The 17,473-nt window shown below is 67.7% G+C and carries 14 protein-coding genes; 3 read left to right on the top strand and 11 right to left on the bottom strand.

All coding sequences use genetic code 11. The annotated features are described in order from the left end of the window. Positions 1 to 202: 202 nt before the first annotated feature. Together mdtD and P2869_RS13985 are read right to left on the bottom strand one after the other, a co-directional pair. Positions 203 to 1,588 carry a multidrug transporter subunit MdtD gene (mdtD, locus tag P2869_RS13990; RefSeq protein ID WP_277598148.1) on the bottom strand — a complete coding sequence of 462 codons (1,386 nt, stop codon included), beginning with the start codon at positions 1,586 to 1,588 and terminating at the stop codon, positions 203 to 205. A 223-nt stretch (positions 1,589 to 1,811) separates the two neighbouring features. After that, entirely contained in the window at positions 1,812 to 3,227 is a 1,416-nt protein-coding gene (locus tag P2869_RS13985; protein ID WP_199540235.1) for a PLP-dependent aminotransferase family protein, read from the bottom strand. A 125-nt stretch (positions 3,228 to 3,352) separates the two neighbouring features. Here P2869_RS13985 and P2869_RS13980 point away from each other — a divergent pair, with 125 nt between their 5' ends. Further along, positions 3,353 to 3,718: a DUF2917 domain-containing protein gene (locus P2869_RS13980; RefSeq protein WP_277596793.1), complete on the top strand. Its 366-nt coding sequence runs from the start codon at positions 3,353 to 3,355 to the stop codon at positions 3,716 to 3,718. Between the two features lie 24 nt (positions 3,719 to 3,742). On the opposite strand, the gene P2869_RS13975 is transcribed toward P2869_RS13980, so the two are convergent. Continuing rightward, a complete protein-coding gene (locus P2869_RS13975) occupies positions 3,743 to 4,999 on the bottom strand; it encodes a citrate/2-methylcitrate synthase (RefSeq protein WP_277596792.1) in 1,257 nt (418 codons plus the stop codon). 171 nt (positions 5,000 to 5,170) lie between these two features. On the opposite strand from P2869_RS13975, the gene P2869_RS13970 reads away from it, so the two are divergent. Then, positions 5,171 to 6,589: a CoA transferase gene (locus P2869_RS13970; RefSeq protein WP_277596791.1), complete on the top strand. Its 1,419-nt coding sequence runs from the start codon at positions 5,171 to 5,173 to the stop codon at positions 6,587 to 6,589. A 32-nt stretch (positions 6,590 to 6,621) separates the two neighbouring features. On the opposite strand, the gene P2869_RS13965 is transcribed toward P2869_RS13970, so the two are convergent. Next, entirely contained in the window at positions 6,622 to 7,368 is a 747-nt protein-coding gene (locus P2869_RS13965; protein ID WP_017776892.1) for a GntR family transcriptional regulator, read from the bottom strand. A gap of 215 nt (positions 7,369 to 7,583) precedes the next feature. Here P2869_RS13965 and P2869_RS13960 point away from each other — a divergent pair, with 215 nt between their 5' ends. After that, positions 7,584 to 8,429 (top strand): aldo/keto reductase, encoded by an 846-nt coding sequence (locus tag P2869_RS13960; protein WP_277596790.1) that lies wholly within the window; start codon positions 7,584 to 7,586, stop codon positions 8,427 to 8,429. Between the two features lie 129 nt (positions 8,430 to 8,558). On the opposite strand, the gene P2869_RS13955 is transcribed toward P2869_RS13960, so the two are convergent. From P2869_RS13955 to P2869_RS13925, 7 genes are all read right to left on the bottom strand, one after another. After that, a complete protein-coding gene (locus tag P2869_RS13955; protein ID WP_026121866.1) occupies positions 8,559 to 8,996 on the bottom strand; it encodes a hypothetical protein in 438 nt (145 codons plus the stop codon). A gap of 297 nt (positions 8,997 to 9,293) precedes the next feature. Further along, the gene (locus P2869_RS13950) at positions 9,294 to 9,833 is read right to left on the bottom strand and encodes a hypothetical protein (protein WP_277596789.1); all 540 of its coding nucleotides are present in this window, start codon (positions 9,831 to 9,833) and stop codon (positions 9,294 to 9,296) included. Positions 9,834 to 10,704: 871 nt separating this feature from the next. Then, positions 10,705 to 12,924, bottom strand: coding sequence for an ABC transporter ATP-binding protein (locus tag P2869_RS13945; protein ID WP_277596788.1), 2,220 nt, complete (start codon positions 12,922 to 12,924; stop codon positions 10,705 to 10,707). Next, positions 12,921 to 13,796, bottom strand: a complete 876-nt coding sequence (locus P2869_RS13940) for an ABC transporter permease (protein ID WP_017776886.1) — start codon at positions 13,794 to 13,796, stop codon at positions 12,921 to 12,923. Before P2869_RS13940 ends, P2869_RS13945 begins: the two co-directional genes overlap by 4 nt. After that, positions 13,793 to 14,812: an ABC transporter permease gene (locus tag P2869_RS13935; protein WP_017776885.1), complete on the bottom strand. Its 1,020-nt coding sequence runs from the start codon at positions 14,810 to 14,812 to the stop codon at positions 13,793 to 13,795. The genes P2869_RS13940 and P2869_RS13935 overlap by 4 nt, the downstream gene beginning before the upstream one ends. Before the next feature lie 116 nt (positions 14,813 to 14,928). Continuing rightward, positions 14,929 to 16,584, bottom strand: coding sequence for an ABC transporter substrate-binding protein (locus P2869_RS13930; protein WP_277596787.1), 1,656 nt, complete (start codon positions 16,582 to 16,584; stop codon positions 14,929 to 14,931). A 219-nt stretch (positions 16,585 to 16,803) separates the two neighbouring features. Beyond that, the gene (locus tag P2869_RS13925; protein ID WP_017776883.1) at positions 16,804 to 17,322 is read right to left on the bottom strand and encodes a cupin domain-containing protein; all 519 of its coding nucleotides are present in this window, start codon (positions 17,320 to 17,322) and stop codon (positions 16,804 to 16,806) included. Positions 17,323 to 17,473: the final 151 nt, after the last annotated feature.

Below are 17,473 nucleotides of genomic sequence, written 5' to 3'. Positions count from 1 at the left end.
ATGCACAGTTCGAAGACGCCGCCTTCTTGCCGCCTTTCTGACGTGGAGCAGGACCGGGCGGCGCGGTCTCGTGGCATCTGCACACGAACGGTGCGCGGGCTGCCCCGCAGCGGGTCGCAAGCGTGCAGCCGGCGCCCCGGCGGGCGCTCGGGCCGAGGCGAGAGTCAATCGAAAGAGGCACGCAGGAGTGCGATGAACCGGCTCAGGCCCGCTCGGAAGGATCGGTTTTCTTCGCCGTGCCGCGCACGTCCGGCGAGAGCTGCGCGAAGATCCACGACGACCCGGCCGTGATGATGCCCACGCACAGGAACGTGGCGTGGAAGGCCGGCAGCACGTGCGTGGCGGTGGCGCGCGGCAGGATGCCGGTGAACGTGGTGAGCATGGCGCCGGCCACGGTCACGCCGAGGCTCATCGAGAGCATCTGCACGAGCGAGAAGAGGCTGTTGCCGCTGCTCGCGCCGCCCGTGCCGAGGTCCTTGAGCGTGAGGGTGTTCATCGCGGTGAACTGCATGGAGTTCACGCAGCCGAAGAGCGCGAGCTGCACGAGGCGCAGCCACAGCGGCTCGTTCGGGCTGGAGAGTGAAAAGCTCGCCATCGCCAGTCCGACCAGCACGGTGTTGGTCACCAGCACGCGCCGATAGCCGTAACGCGTGATGAGTTGCGTGACGAGCCGCTTGGCCGACATGCCGGCCGCGGCGACGGGCAACATCATGAGGCCCGCTTCGAATGCGCTGTAGCCGAGACCCACCTGGAGCAGCAGCGGAATCAGATACGGCATCGCGCCGCTGCCGATGCGCGCGAACAGATTGCCGAGCAGCCCCACGCTGAAGGTGTGGATGCGAAAGAGGTCGAGCGGGAAGAGCGGCTGCGGGGCGCGTACCGCGTGCAGCCCGTAGGCGACGAAACAGGCAAGGCTCAGGATCAGCAGCACGAGCACCGTGGCGTGCTCGAGGCTCAGTTCGGCGCGACCGTCGAGCGCAACGGAGATCGCGATCATGCCTACCACGAGCAGCAGATAGCCGGCGAGATCGAAGCGCGGCGTATCGGGATTGCGGCTGTCGTGCATGAAGATGAAGGTCGCGATGCAGCCCACGATGCCTACCGGCACGTTGATCAGAAAGATCCAGTGCCACGAGGCGATCTTGACGAGCCAGCCGCCCAGCGTCGGGCCGATCAGCGGTCCGATCAGCCCGGGAACGGCGACGAACGAGAGCGCCGGCAGATAGCGCTCGGCAGGAAAGGTGCGCAGCACGGCGAGGCGCCCCACGGGCAGCAGCATCGCCCCGCCCACGCCTTGCACGATGCGCCACACGACGAGCTGCGTCAGCGAATGCGCGTTGGCACACAGCAGCGAGCCGAGCGTGAACACGAGAATCGCGCTGAAGAATACGCGCCGCGTGCCGAGTTTGTCCGCGAGCCATCCCGACACCGGAATCATCACTGCCATCGTGAGCGAATAGGCGATCACGACGGACTGCATTCTGAGCGGCAACTCGCCGAGGCTGTTCGCCATGGCGGGCAGCGCGGTGTTCACGATGGTGGAGTCGAGCGTCTGCATGAAGAAGCCCGTCGCGACGAGCCACAACATAACAGTGAGGGAACGGGCAGACGGCGTAGCGGACGGAGCAGCAGGAGCGGTGGTGGGGACGGGCATGGGCGTGCTGGAGGAGCGGGCCGCGGGCAGGTGGAAGGCAAGTACCGGACAAGTACAGGACTCGTACCGGGCAAATAAGGGGCAGCCGCCATTGTAGGGAAAACAGCGTGTGCCCGCAGTTTGCGCGCCTGCCGATGCAGCGGGCGCGCCCGGGTGGTCAGCCGCTCAGCCGCGCCGCCGCCTCGAAGAACGCACGTGCCCGCGGATCGTTCGTGAATGCGGCATTGATGCGGATCCACGGACTCGGCTGGCCGTCAGGACGGAAGTAACTGCCCGGCGTCACCGTTACGCCGAGCGGCTCGCCGCAGGCAACCAGTCGCGCCGAGTCTTCGATGTGCGGCACGCGTGCCCACAGGAACTTGCCGCCCTGCGGACGGGCGAACAGCTCCCAGCCGCTCGTCGTGAGCGTCTGCGTGGCGCTGCCGAGCGCATCGCGCATGCGGCGCCGCAGGCGTTCCAGATACTTGCGGTACGCGCCGCGTTCGAGCAGCGCCACGGCTACGGCTTCGGCAAAACGCGAGCCGCCGATGCTCGTGAGCACCTTGATGTCGGCGAGGTCTTTCACGATCTGCGGGCTCGCCACCACGTAGCCCACGCGCAGCGAAGACGACAGCGTCTTCGAAAGCCCACCCACGTAGACCACGTGTTCGAGTTGGTCGAGCGTGGCGAGGCGGTCGGTGGGATCGGTCTGGAAATCGCCGTAGATGTCGTCTTCCACGATGGTGAAGCGGTGCTCGCGCGCCAGCTGCAGCAGCCTGAACGCGACGGGTGGCGTCACGGTCGTGCCGGTCGGATTGTGGAACACGGAGTTGATGAAGAACGCGCGTGGCCGGTGCTCGATCAGCATGGCTTCGAGCATGTCGAGATCCGGCCCGTTGGCCGTGCGCGCAATGCCCACCAGCTTCACGCCGTGCAGCTTGAGCAGGCCGTAGAGGTTGTAGTAGCCCGGGTCTTCGACGAACACTGTGTCGCCGCCCTTGAGCATGTAGCGCATCAGCAGGTCGAGCGCCTCGCTTGCGCCTTCGGTGATGAGGATCTGCGACGGATCGACGGCAATGCCGAGCGGCGCGAGGCGCGTCTGCAGATGCTCGCGCAGCTTCACGTTGCCGAGCGGCGTGGCGTAATCGACGAGGCTCGAACCGTCGGTGCGCGATACGAGGCGGATAGCCTGGCCGAGGCTCTCCATGTCGCGCCAGGCCTGCGGAATGGAGCCGCTGTCGAGTTCCAGCGTCTCGTCCGGCCGGTTCAGGTGCCGCAGGATGTGAATGGATTCCTCTTCGGCGCGTCGCGGGTCCGAGAGCCCCATGCCGCTCATGCCGAACGTGCCGGGCAGTCCGCGCTCGGACACGTAGAAGCCCGAGCCGTGACGCGAATCGACGTAGCCGAGCGACACGAGCCGGTCGTATGCCTCAATCACGGGAAAGCGGCTGATGCCGTAGTCGGCGGCAAGCTGGCGGATGGACGGCAACTTCGCGCCCGGGTGCGCCGCGCGCGAACGAATCCAGTCCTGCACGCCGGTGACGATCTGTTCGGTGAGCGGCACGCCGCTCGCGCGGTCGAGTTGTAGCTTCATGAGGACTCACTGTCAGGTTTTTCGACTGTACAGTTCAGACCGAACTGTACGGAACTGTGCATGGGCGCAGCAGCGTCGCCTCGCAATAATGCTCGAACCGTCAATGCCCTTCAAGGAGCACTGCAATGCGCGAAATCCGTACATTCGAACTCGAACACGGCGAGCCCGCGGCCGCCCTGCACGCCGCGCAGCCGCTCGTCCTGGAAGTGCGGGCCGGACAGATCTGGTTGACGGTGGAGGGCGACGCCGGCGATTACTGGCTCGCGGCCGGCGAGTCGTTTGCGCTGCCGCGCGGCGCCCGTACGTGGGTCAGTTCGGGGCATGCCGGCGCGCGTTTTGCGCTCGCATTCGGTGTGCAAACGACGCGAGGCGGCGCGGCCGAGGCGCCAGGTGTTGCGCTCGGACGCGTGCTGCGGAATTGGGCGCCGAAGTGGAGCCTGGCTCGCTTTGCTGCGCGCTTTGCCTCGCGTTTTGCCTCGCGCCTCGCGTGACCGGCGGCGCCCCGCAACTCAACGTCATTCACCCGCGACGGTTTCGTATTCCCCCACATACCGTGCGCGCGGACGGATGAGCCGGCCGTCCGCCGCCTGCTCCATCGCATGCGCGATCCAGCCCACCGTGCGCCCCACGGCGAACAGCGTGAACGCGGCGCCGTGCGGCAACCCCAACACGCGCTCGATAGCGGCAAGCGCGAAATCCACCGTAGGAAAGGCGCCTGTCGTCTCGTGGACGGCGCGCGCCAGTGCGTCCACCTCGCGCATCGATGAGCGCGCGGGCGCGCGTTCGGTCAGCAGTTCGAGCAGCAGCCGCGCACGCGGATCGCCGTCCGGATAGAGCGGGTGCCCGAAGCCCGGCAGGACCGCGGCGGGGCGCTCGGGCGCAGCCGTCGCGCTGCCGTGCTCATGTGCGGCGAGCCGGGTGGCGAGATAGCGGTTCAGGTCGCCGGCGCGCGCGGCTTCGTCGAAGAGGGCGGCGACGCGCGCTGTCTCGCCGCCGTGACGCGGCCCGGCCAGCGCCGCGAGCCCGCCCGCCACGGCGCCGAACAGATGCGTGCCCGTGGACGTAATGCATCGCACGGTGAACGTGGACGCGTTGAGTTCGTGATCGGCGCAGAGCACGAGCGCTGCGCGCAGCAGATCGGCTTGCTGGCGATTGCGCACGCCCCAGGCCGCGGCAAGCTGGCGATGCAGCGGATCGGCCGACGGCGCCGCCGAGATCATCGCCGCCGCCACGAAGCGCAGCACGAGCGCTGCTGTATCGAGCTGCGCGTCGCGGCCGAGTGCCCAGACGCGCGGCATCTGCGCGGCTGCAGCCGGCAACAGCACGAGCGCGCGATCGAGCGGCGTGCTGTCGGCCCATAGCTTGAGCCAGGCGGCCCATTGCGCCGCGGCGAGCGGTGCAGCGGGCGCTTCTGTGATGCGGCGCGGCGTGCACTCCCACAGCAGCGCGGCGACGTCTTCAAGCGTCGCGGTGCGCGCGAGCGCGGTGGCGTCGCGGCCGCGATAGAAGAGCCGGCCGTCGGCGATCAGCGAGATCGACGATTCGAGCACCGGCACGCCCCAGTCCAGCACCTTCTGCGCGACCTTGCCGGCGCGCTTGCCGTCGGCCTTGCGCCGCGCGAGACGGCGCACGTCGGTTGCGGCGTAGCGGCGCCGTTTGCTAGCCGGGTCGGGCGCGGATTGCAGCATGCCGCGGCTCACGTAGGCGTAGAGCGTGGCAAGGCTCACGCCGAGCGCGTCGGCGGCTTCGGATGCGGTCATATAGCTGGACATGGCGGCCTGGGCGGAAAAACCGGAGAAATCGATATATGTTGATTATCTTAATCAAGATTGATCGGTGTGGCCGGGAAATCTAGACTCGTTTCACTTCGGTTGTTTCGCCTCACCTGTTTGTTCTCGCTGTTTCGACCCACTCACACCGCCGGACCTGCCCGGCTGCCGATCATGACGCCTCGTCTCGCTCTGGAACATCTGTGGTCTCTTGCCGAATGCGATCCTGCTGCGCTCGATTCGATCCATCTGGACGGCAACGACCCGGGCTTGCCTTCGGTTTATCGCGTGGGCACGCTGGCCGCCTCCACGATCGGTGCCGCGGGGCTTGCCGCAGCGGAATGCTTCCGGCTGCGCACAGGTTGCCGCCAACGCGTGGAGGTGGATGTGCGACGCGCGCTCGTCGCATTTCGCAGCGAGCGCTATCTGCGCGTGAACGATGAGTTGCCACGCGAGCTGCGTCACCCTGTGACCGGCTTTTACGCCACGCGCGATGGCCGCTGGATTCAGCTGCACACGAACTTCCCGCACCATCTGCACGGTGTGCTCTCGGTTCTGGGCTGCGAAAACAGCCACGAGGCGGTGGCCGAAGCGATTCGCGGCTGGGATGGCGCCGCGCTCGATACCGCGCTCGCGGACGCCGGCCTCTGCGCGGCGCTGGTTCGCTCGCCGCGCGAATGGGCCGCGCTGCCGCAGGCGAGAGCCATCGCGGACCTGCCGCTCATCGAGATCGAACGCATTGGCGATGCGCCGCCGCAGCCGCCGGGCCGCGGTGGCGCCGACCGGCCGCTTGCAGGCGTACGTGTGCTGGACCTGTCGCGGATCATTGCCGGACCGGTGGCGGGCCGGGCGCTCGCGCATCACGGAGCGGACGTGCTGCTCGTCAACGGTCCGCATCTGCCGAACATCGAACCACTCGTGATCGACAACGGTCGCGGCAAGCGCTCGGCCACGCTCGATCTGCGCGAAGCGGCGGCGCGCGATACGTTGCGCGCACTCGCTTCGGAGGCCGACGTGTTTCTCCAGGCCTATCGCCCCGGCGCGCTCACGGCGCGGGGTTTCGGGCCGCAGGCGCTCGCGCAGCAGCGGCCCGGCATCGTGTACGTGTCGATCTGCGCTTACGGACACACCGGGCCGTGGGCCAACCGGCGCGGCTTCGACAGCCTCGTGCAATCGGCGAGCGGGATCGTGTGGACGGAAAGCGGCGCGGTGAGTTCGCATTGTGCGGGAGGCAACCAGCCGTTCGACGCGCCCCGGCATCTGCCGTGTCAGGCTTTGGATCACGGCACCGGCTATCTTGCGGCGTTCGGCGCGATGGCCGCGCTCGCGCGGCGCGCGAAGGAGGGCGGCAGCTGGCACGTGCGCGTTTCGCTTGCGCAGACGGGGCGCTGGCTACAGTCGCTGGGGCAGATTGAAGGCGGTTGGCGAACGCCCGACGTGACGTTCAGCGACGTGGCCGACTGTCTCGAAATGACGGACTCGCCGTTCGGGCGTGTGTGCGCGGCGGCGCCTGCGGAGCGGTTGTCGGAGACGCCGCCGTTCTATGCCCGCCCGCCTGTGCCTATCGGGACAGACGAACCGCGCTGGAGCTGATTCACGCTCGAGTGCGACGCCGGCTTGCGAGGCTACTTGCGCAGCTCCGCGACGAAATCGTAATAGTCGTTGCGGCAATACGTGTCGGTGAGTTCGATGGCGCGCTGATCCGCCGTGTAGCCCACGCGCGTGATGAGCAGCAGCGCTTCGTTCGGCGCAATGCTCATTTGCCGCGCAATCTCTTCGCTCGCGTTGACCGCGCGGAAATGCTGAAGCGCGCGCACGATCGCAAGCCCACGTTGTTCCAGGAAGCTGTACAGCGAATCGCCGATCGCCTGCGGATCGGGAATCAGGGCGGCGGGAAAGGTGGAGTTCTCGACGGCCATCACGATGCCGTCCGCGAGGCGCAGCCGTTTGAGGCGCGTGACGGCAGCCGCCGGCGAGAGCCCCAACTGGATCACTTCTTCGCGGCTTGCGGGCTGAATCTCGCGTGAGAGCCACTTCGAGCTGGGCGTGAAGCCGCGGCGCCGCAGCATCTCGCTGAAACTCGTGAGCCGCGAGAGCGGATCTTCGTAGCGCGGCGTGATGAAGCTGCCCGCGCCTTGCGTGCGGCGAATCAAGCCCTGTTCGACCAGCAGCGCAATCGCCTTGCGCGCCGTGATGCGCGACACGCCGAGCGCTTCCGAGAGCACGCGTTCCGAGGGCAGCGCCTCGCCGGCGTTCCAGCGATTCTCGTGAATCGCGTGGCCCAGTTTGCGGGCGAGCTGCAGATAGAGCGGCGTGTCGTTGTCCGGGTCCGGGCGCAGGTCGTGCCAGCGGTCTTCCGAGGGAGCGTTCATAAGGGAGCGGGCGTGAAAGGCGATTGTCGATTTTAAGTCATCGCGTGCGGCCGTTATAGCGAGGTTTCGTGAGGTGGGCGGTGACGCGGCTCGCAAAGGGCTAAACTGGCCCGCTCCGGTTCGCGCCTCGCGTGATGTGCACGCCGCGAGGGTGGTCCTGAAGGAACATGAGGCCCACGCGAAGCAACCGAAGTCGAAGCCTTTGAGGAGCGTTCATGGTCACCGAGATTGCAAGTGTCGCGCTGCCCGACGGCGAGCGCATTCCGAAGCTGGGGCAGGGCACGTGGGAGATGGGCGAGCGGCCGGCGCGCCGCGCCGACGAGATCGCGGCGCTGCGCGAAGGCATCGCGCTCGGCATGACGTTGATCGATACCGCGGAGATGTACGGCGAGGGCGCGACCGAAACGCTGCTCGCCGAGGCGCTGAACGGGCTGCGCGACGAGGTGTTCCTGGTGAGCAAGGTGTATCCGCACAACGCGAGCCGGCGCGGCGTGCAAGCAGCCTGCGAGGCGAGCCTCAAGCGCCTGAAGACCGATCGCATCGATCTCTATCTGCTGCACTGGCGCGGCACGGTGCCGCTCGAAGAGACCGTGGCGGGCTTCGAGGCGCTGCGCGAGGCGGGCAAGATTCGCCACTGGGGCGTGAGCAACTTCGACACCGACGATATGGAAGAGCTTTTCTCCGTTCCCGGTGGCGACGCGTGTGCGACCAACCAGATTCTCTACAACGTTGCGCGCCGCGGTCCGGAGTTCGATTTGCTGCCGTGGCTTGCCGAACGGCGCTTGCCCGCGATGGCCTACAGCCCCGTGGACCACGCACGCTTGCCGAAGCGCTCGGCGCTCGACGACATCGCGCACGCGCGCGGCGTGTCCGTGTTTCAGGTCGCGCTCGCGTGGGTGCTGCGGCAACATGGCGTGTTCGCCATTCCGAAGGCAGCGCGCTTGGAGCACGTGCGGGACAATCGCCGCGCGCTGGACTTGAACCTCACGGCCGAAGAATGTGCTGCGCTGGACGTGTACTTCAGGCCGCCGCGCGGCAAGCGGTCGCTGGAAATGCTGTAACGGCGGGGAAGGGAACGAAGGAGAGACGGATGCGGCGGCCTTGCGTTTCAGTGATGCGCGAGGCCGCCGCTCTATGTTGCGATTGAATGCGTCACGCGAGACTCGCGTTGCGGCGAGACACGCCGATTCTTACTCGCACGCGTGGTGCATGTGCACCGAGCCCAGCACCGCGACTTCGGCGGGCGTGCGCTTGAGGGCGTCGGCATCGACCTGGCGCGTGTCGGCGACGAACTCGTCCACGATGGCGGGCACCGGCGTGTTACGCAGGCAGAGCGATACGCGTTGCGTCTCGCCGGTGGGCAACGTTCCGCGTTGGCCGAGGAACAGCACGCCGTACTGATAGCCGTGAATGATGCCGCGAATGGCGCTCACACACTGGCCGCGCGAGACGTTGTCCGACGAAGGCTGTTGACACAGCTGAGAGAGCCAGTAAGCCGAGAATGACGGGTCCACCGGGGGAGGCGCCGTGGACGCCTGGGTCTGCGCGCTGGCTGCCGACGCGAGGCCAAACGCGAATGCCGCTGCGAGCGTGAGGCGCGCGGCGCCGTGCGGGAAGTATTGCTTCATGTTGTTGTCCTCCTGCCAGTTTGTCGAAAGGGCTTCGAATGCACTGTAGGAGACTGCGCCGCGCGATTGGTTCCCTGTTTGGCTGACCGCTTGCGATCGATGCGGGGCTTTCGCGCGGTTTGTTGGTCGCCGTCAAATGCCGGGCCATGCGCTTCATGTGCGTCAACTGACTCGCTCGGTACGCGACATCCGCAGAAGGGCAAACGGACCGCAGTGCGGTCCGGGCCGCGGCGGTGACGCGCCGACCGGGGGATCGGAGCGCCACCGCCGTCACCACAGAAAGGCGTGACTGGGATGTCATGCCGTTTCGGGGCAGTGTGCGGTGCGGGGGCACCGCCGCGCGGGTCTAACGTCCGCTACCACCGCCACCGTGACCGCCGCCGGGACCGCCGCCATAGCCCCCGCCGAAGCCGCCACCTTTTCCGAAGCCGCCGCCGGGTCCTCCACCCAACCCCCCGCCGAAGCCTCCACCGAAACCGCCGCCCGAACTGCCGCAGCCACAACCTCCACCACCACCGAAACCACCGCCACCGAATCCGCCGCCGGGACCGCCGTGGCCACCACCGCCACCACCGCCACCACCGCCACCACCGCCACCACCGCCACCACCGCCACCACCGCCACCACCGCCACCACCGCCACCACCGCCACCACCGCCACCACCGCCACCACCGCCACCACCGCCACCACCGCCACCACCGCCACCACCACCACCGCCACCGCCACCGCCACCACCGCCACCACCGCCACCACCGCCACCACCGCCACCACCGCCACCACCGCCACCACCGCCACCACCGCCACCACCGCCACCACCGCCACCGCCACCGCCACCATTACTCCCGCTCCCTGAAGCTTTCCCGCCTGCCGCTGCCGCTGCGCTGCCAAGCCCGCCAGACGACCCGCTGGCACTCGACCCCGCCGCGGAGCCGCCCACGCCGCCGCTCGCGCCACCTGCTCCACCTGCGCCTCGCCCGCCGTTCGCGCTGTGTGCGCTGCTGGGGTTGCAGGCCGCCGTGCTACCCGCGCCGCTCACGTTGCGATCGCATTCGCGCGGCAGGAACACCGTGGCCGCGTCTTCGGCGGCGGTAATGGCGTCCGCGGATGCCTCGGCGTTGGTCGTCGCGCCCATTCCCGCGGCCGTGTCCTGCGCGAGGAAGATTGCGGCGGCCGTGACGCTCGCAGGAAGTGGGACGTGCGCGCTCACGGCCCACTTCGCTGCGTCCGCGTCATCGCGTGCGCCTGCCGCGCAGGCCGGCGCTGCAACGAGCAGACCGACCATCGAGGCAACCGCCACCGCGACCTGCCACGTCAACGTATGGCAGTCCTGATCAACTGCTTTGTTATTCATCGCTTATCTCCCTGGAGTCCCGACGCCTCGTCACCGGAACTCTTCACTGCCTCATGCAGGGCGTGCCCGTTATCTCCAGGTTTTGCCGACCCCGTGTCGTGCCGCGCGCAGCGCTCCGCCGCCGCGCGGCTCGACCTGCATGAGACCCGCTTCTTGTGGTTCATCCGTCGCGTGCGAAGGGCATTCGCCAGTCTCTGCCACGATGCGACTCACGGGCCGGATGTGCCTCGTGTTTAGCGATAAATGTGCCACCGGCCGCGAAGGCACGTCGCAGATGGGGGCCGCCGCGGCAGCGGCTCAGCGCCGCACGTGAATTGCGGAAAAACGTTTCGGCGGTGAAACGCGAAGCGCGCTGTTTTATCGCTCGCGCGTAACGTTTTGAAGCGCGCGCAGTTCGGCGACAGGGATGTGGCAGCGAATGCGATGACCGTCGCCGGCATCGGTGAACGGCGGGTCTTCCTGCTCGCAGAGGGCGCCGATCTTGCGCGGGCAGCGCGTGTGGAACACGCAGCCCGACGGCGGCGAGGCAGCGCTGGGCGGGTCGCCCGAGAGGCGGATGCGCTTGCCCTGGGAGAGACCGTCGAGTGCGGGCACCGACGAGATCAGCGCTTCTGTGTAGGGATGATGCGGCCCGTCGAACACGGCCGCGGCAGGACCGACTTCGAGCAGGCGGCCCACGTAGAGCACCGCGATGCGATCGGAGAGATAGCGCACCACGTGCAGGTCGTGAGAGATGAAGACGTAGCTCACGCCGTGCTCGCGTTGAAGGTCGGCGAGCAGGTTGAGAATGGCGGCCTGCACGGAGACGTCGAGCGCGGAGGTGGGTTCGTCGCAGACCACGATGCGCGGATTGCCCGCGAACGCTTGCGCAATAGCGACACGCTGCTTGAGCCCACCCGAAAGCTGCCGCGTGCGGGCGTCGAGATAGCGATCGGGCAAGCGCACCGCCTCGATGAGTGCATTGAGCCGCGCCTCGCGCGCGGGACCGTGCAGCGAGCCGAGCCGCGACAGCGCGCGGCCGATCAGCCGCTTCACCGGATGCGCCCGGTTCAGTGCCGAATCGGGGTTCTGAAACACGATCTGCAGCGATTTCACCTGGTCGTCGTTGCGTGCGGTGACGCGCGGCGGCAGCGGCGCGCCGTCGAGTTCGATGACGCTGCCTTCGTCGGGCGCGATGAGGCCGAGCAGCAGCTTCGCGAGCGTCGTCTTGCCGCTGCCCGACTCGCCGACGAGCCCCAGCGTTTCGCCGGCCGCGAGATCGAGCGAGACCGCGTCCACCGCGCGCACCGTCGTGCTGCCCACGTGGAACGTCTTCGAGATGCGCTCGGCGCGCAGGATCAGCGTGTCGTCGCGTGGGCGCTCGAGCGTGCCGTCGCCGTTTGCGTTCGCCGCCGTGCCGCTTGTGTCATTCGTGCCACGCGTGCCGTCTGCTCCGTTTGCGTCCGTCACGCGCGTGGCCGCACGAGGCAGCTCGATGGCCCGCTCGTGATAGTGGCAGCGCGCCATCTGCTCGCCGTGCGGCGCGTTCACGCGCCAGGGCGGTGGAGCTTCGCGGCGGCAGCGCTCGTCGGCGAGGCGGCAGCGGTCCGCATAGATGCAGCCGGGCGGCGCTTCGCCTGGCGAAGGCAGTTGTCCCGCAATGGTATCGAGCCGGTCGTGGTCCTTGCTGCGGCCGGAAGCGGGCAGGCAACGCAGCAGACCCACCGTGTACGGATGCCGCGGTCGTGTGAACACGTCGCGTGTGGCGCCTTCCTCGACGAGCCGGCCCGCGTAGAGCACGCCCACGCGTTCGCACATCTGGCCGATCACCGCAAGGTTGTGGCTGATGAAGAGCACCGCCATGCCGAGTTCCGCGCGCAATTGCGCGATGAGGTCGAGCACTTCGGCTTCCACGGTGGCGTCGAGCCCGGTGGTCGGCTCGTCGAGAATCAGCAGGGCGGGGTTCGACGCCAGCGCCATCGCGATCACGATGCGTTGCTGCATGCCGCCCGAGAGTTGGTGTGGAAAGCTCTCCATCACGCGCTCGGGCTCCGCAATGCGCACGCGGCGTAGCAGGTCCGGCGTGCGCGCGAGCGCATCGGCACGCGAGGCGCCCGCGGCCTCGAACGCTTCGGCCACCTGGCGCGCGACCGTGAGCGACGGGTTCAGCGCGCGTGCCGGGTCCTGATACACCATCGAGATCGCATTGGCGCGCATGACGCGCAGCCGGTCGGCATCGAGCGCGTGCACGTCTTCACCGCCAATCGAGATGCGTCCCGCCTTCACCTTGCCGTTGCGCGGCAGATACCGCAGCGTTGCCATTGCGACGGTGGATTTGCCGCAGCCCGACTCGCCCACGAGCCCATAGGCTTCGCCGCGACGTACGCGCAGCGAGACGTCGTGCAGCACTTCGCGATCGCGTCCGCGAATACGGTAGGTGACGGTCAGGCCAACAATGGCGAGCGCGTCGGCGCGATCGTTTTTCGCGGCGCCGAAGGTGGGGAACGGCGCGGGCGGCGGCGTGGACGGCGAGGCTTGCGCATCGTTCTGCAAGCTACCGCGCGAGCCAGTCGGCGTGCCACTCGTCGGGCCATTCATCGGTCGAGCACTCCCTGCACGCCGTCCGCCATGAGGTTCACGCCGACGACGAGCGAGGCGATGGCGAGCGCGTCGAATACGACGGTCCACCAGGCACCGCCCGCCATCAACGTGTACGACTCGGAGAGTGCGAGGCCCCAGTCGGCTGACGGAGGCTGGATGCCGAAGCCGAGGAACGACAGCGTGGCGACGGCGAAGATCGCGTAGCCGAGCCGCACCGTGGCCTCGACGACGATGGGCGGCAGCACGTTCGGCAGAATCTCCACGAACATGATGTAGGGCGCGCGCTCGCCGCGCAGCTGCGCCGCGGCCACGTAGTCGAGGTGGCGTTCCGCGAACACGGCGGCGCGCACCGTGCGAGCCGTGATGGGCGTGAAGGTGATGCCAATCACGAGGATCACGGTGAAGTTCGACGCGCCCACCGCCGCGAGCGCGAGCAGCGCGACGATGACGAGCGGCAGCGCGAGCACGGCGTCGATCACGCGGCCAATCACGTTGTCGACCCAGCCGTCGAAGTAGCCCACCACGAGGCCGAGCGCGGTGCCCGCGAGCGTGCCCGCCAGCGTGGCGAGCGGCGCGATCGTGAGGATGTCGCGGGCTCCCACGATCACGCGCGAGAACACGTCGCGACCCAACTGGTCGGTGCCGAACCAGTGAACGCCGTCCGGTGCAGTGAGCGAGTTGAGCGGGTCTGACGCATAGGGATCGTGCGGCGCGAACCACGGTCCCGCCACGGCGCAGACGATCCACCACAGCACGATAGCGAGCCCCACCACGAACGACGGTGAACGCAGCAGCACGCGCAGACGCTCGAAACGCGGTTCGGCCGCGGCGCGCGTTGTGGAAGACGAAGACGGCGTGAGTGTGCTCACTGCGCGCTCCTCACGCGCAGGCGCGGATTGAGCAGCACGTTGAGCGCGTCGGCCACGAGGTTGGCCACTGTGTAGACCACGCCGATGGTGAGCACGCCGGCTTCAAGCATCGGAAAGTCTTTCGCCTTCGCGGCGTTGTAGATGAGCGAGCCGATGCCCTGGTAGTGGAACAGCGTTTCCACCACGACGAGGCCGCCGATCATGTAGCCGAGCTGCGTGGCGGCCACGGTGATGGTGGGCAGGAGCGCGTTGCGCAGCACGTGTCGCCAGATCACCACGCGCTGCGGCAGACCTTTGAGCACGGCGGTGCGCGTGTAGTCGGCGTCGAGCGCTTCCACCGTGCCCACGCGCGCCATGCGTGCGATGTAGCCGAAGAACACGAAGACGAGCGGCAGCACGGGCAGCACGAGGTGCCGCAACTGTTCGAGCACGCCGGCATCGGGCGGCCATGAGGCTTCGATGGGCAGCCACCGCAGCCACACGCCGAAGATCAGGATCAGCGCGATCGACGAAACGAACTCGGGCACCACCGTGGCCGACAGCCCCGTAATGCTGATGACGCGGTCGAGCCAGCGCCCGGCGTGCATCGCGGCCCAGACGCCGCCTGCAATGCCGAGCGGCACGACCACGACGAAGGCGAGCAGCCCGAGCTTCGCCGAATGCGCGAGCGCGTCGCCGATGAAAGGCCCCACCGGTTCACGGTAGGCATACGAGAGGCCCATGTCGCCACGCACGAAATGCGTGATCCACTCGACGTACTGCGTGACGAGCGGGCGGTCCACGCCGAGTTGATGATCGAGTGCGGCCACCGCGCGTGCATCGGCGAGCGGGCCCAGAATCGCGCGTCCGATGTCGCCCGGCAGCAACTGGCCGCCCGCGAATACGATCACGGAGAGCAGCCACAACGTGATGGCCGACAGCACGAGGCGCGTCGTCAGAAAACGCGCGATGCGCGCGGCGTTGCCGCTGGCTGCGCGCCGGGCGCGAGGAGTAGGAGAGAAGACCGAGGTCGACATCGAAGTTCTCGAGGCACGTTCATGCGGGCTGCGGCTCACCGCGCACAACCCGCCGCGGGCGTGTCTTCGCGACGGCGGTGGGCTGTGCGCGCCTCATGCGCTGTACGTCCGGCGCTTCAGGCGGCCAGCACCGCGCGGTCGAAATACAGTTGCGCGATGGCCGTGAAATGCACGCCGTTCAATGCAGCGCGGCGTGCGATCAGCTGATCGTAGAAGTACGGAATGATCACGGGCGTTTCGTCGAGCAGCAGCGTCTGGATTTGCCCGGCGATCTTCTTCTGCGAGGCGACATCCAGCGCGGCGACGAACTGCGCCACCAACTGGTCGTACTGCGGGTTCTTGAAGTGCGCAGCATTCCACGTGCCACCGCTCGTGAGCGGCGCGTTGAGGAACACGTTGGGCACGCCGCGATGGCCGTAGTCGGTGATGCCGAGCGGCGAGTCGAGCCAGTCCGATTTACCGAAGGTGCCTGCGCCGTAATACTGATTCTGGCTCTCCACCTTCAGCGCGAGCTGCACGCCGATCGCTTTCGCCGCGTTCTGCACGACCACGGCGAGGTCGGGAAGCTCCATGAACTTTTCGGTGGTCAGCGGCGCCTCGAAGCCGTGTCCCGCGCCCGCCTGCGCGAGCAGCGCCTTCGCCTTCGCAACGTCGAGCCTGCGCTGCGGCACGGAGGTATTCGACGAGGGAAACACCGGCGCGAACGGACTGTCGTTGCCCACCACGGCGCGGCCGCGGAAGAGTCCGCGCACCATCACCTCGCGGTCGATGGAGAGCGCCAGCGCCTGGCGCACGCGCTTGTCCTTGAACTGCGGGCTGTCGGTGCGCATGTGGATCTGGCGATGGGCGCTGGAGCGCACGCCGTCCACCTTGAATTCCGGGTTGTTGAGAATGCCCGTGCCGCCCTGCACGGTGAACGTGCCCATTACGTCGGCCTGGCGGCCCTGCAGCGCGAGAATCTGCGACTGCTGGTCTGCATAGAACGAGAACTGCACGCGCTGCGGCAATGCCTTGTCGCCCCAATAGTCGGGATTGCGTACGAACGAGGCGCCCACTTTCGGCTGGTATTTTTCGAGCTTGAACGGCCCGGTGCCGATGAAGGTCTTCTCGTAGTTGCCCGTATAGCTCGCGGGCAGGATCACGGCGTTGTAGTTGTCCGAAGAAACGTAGTACGGGAAGTTGCCGTTCGGCGCGTCGAGATGGAAGGCGACCGTGTGGTCGTCCACGGCTTTCGCGCCGCCCTTCGAAAGCACACCCTTCAGCACCGAGAGCGCCGCCGATCCGGCTGCGGGATCGGCGAGGCGGTCGAAGGTGGCGACTACGTCTTTCGCGGTGAACGGTGCGCCGTCGTGGAACTTCACGTTCTGGCGCAGCTTGAAGGTCCACACGTCGCCTTTCGCGTTCGGCTGCCACGAGAGCGCGAGCGCGGGTTGCAGCGTGCTGTGCTCGTCGTCGTTGACGAGGAATTCGCCGGTCTGGTTCAGCAGGCACAGGCCGCCTGCGTCCGTGACGGTGAGCGGGTCCACGGCGCCTGCGGGCATCAGATGGGCCACGCGAATCGTCTGATTGCTTGCGGTGCCCTGGGCGCGTGCGCGCGGTGTGGCGAGCAGACCGCCGCCCACGAAGGCGAGGCCGATCACGCTGGCGTGCCTCAGCAATTCGCGCCGGCTGAGCCGGCCGGCGAGGAATTCGTCGATTGCGTGGTTGCCGAAGCTGTCGGCGTGGCGCCGGAGCAGTTCGAGGGCGACGCTGGGATCCGCGGGAGTCTTCATCGATAAGGGTTCCGTTCTGTTCCGTGTTTTGCCGGAGTGCGTGCGCGGATGGCGCAGGGTGCCTGCCACACGTCTTGCGCCGGGTGCGGCGCAGCCTGTGTCAGGAAACGACAGCAGAAGAGCGGTATTGCGATGACGAATGCGGGTTCAGTGTAAGCGATTGGCCCGCGATGCGGAACGGGCCGCGTCGCGCTGGAAAAACCGATGCCGCAGCGGCGCTCAGTGCTCGTGCGGATGCTTGTGGATCGGATCGACCCAATAGACGGCTTCGGGTTGCTCGACCGCGTCGATGTCGAGGTTCACCACGACCGTCTCGTTGTCGCTGCGCACGAGCACGCATTCGAGCGGCTCGTCGGTGCTCGCGTTGATCTCCTGGTGCGGCACGAACGGCGGCACGAAGATGAAGTCGCCGGGACCGGCTTCAGCCGTGAATTCGAGATGTTCGCCCCAACGCATGCGAGCGCGCCCGCGGACCACGTAGATCACGCTTTCGAGCGGACCGTGGTGGTGCGCTCCGGTCTTCGCGTCGGGATGAATTCTTACCGTGCCGGCCCAGATCTTCTGCGCGCCCACGCGGGCGGCGTTGATGGCGACCGCGCGGTCCATGCCAGGCGTCTGCGCCGTGTTGACGTCGAGCTGGTCGCCGCGGATCACCTTGACGCCGTTGTCGCGCCAGTCCGGCGCCGGGGTGTCGCGATGGTCGTGATCGTCGCGATGATCGTCATGGTCATGGCTCATGCTGTGCTCGCTGGGATGGGATTCGGGAGAGACGCCGGACGGCGCCGCGCAGTGTGTAACGGTTGCGGGCGTCGTCCGGCTCGAGGTGCTGCTGAAGGCGTTACATGAAGGCCTTGGATGAAGGCCCGCATGAACAACCGCATGAACAACC

The organism is Paraburkholderia sp. SUR17 (assembly GCF_029536165.1).
GTDB classification, from domain to species: domain Bacteria; phylum Pseudomonadota; class Gammaproteobacteria; order Burkholderiales; family Burkholderiaceae; genus Paraburkholderia; species Paraburkholderia kururiensis.
This window is presented reverse-complemented; position numbering and strand designations above follow the sequence as displayed.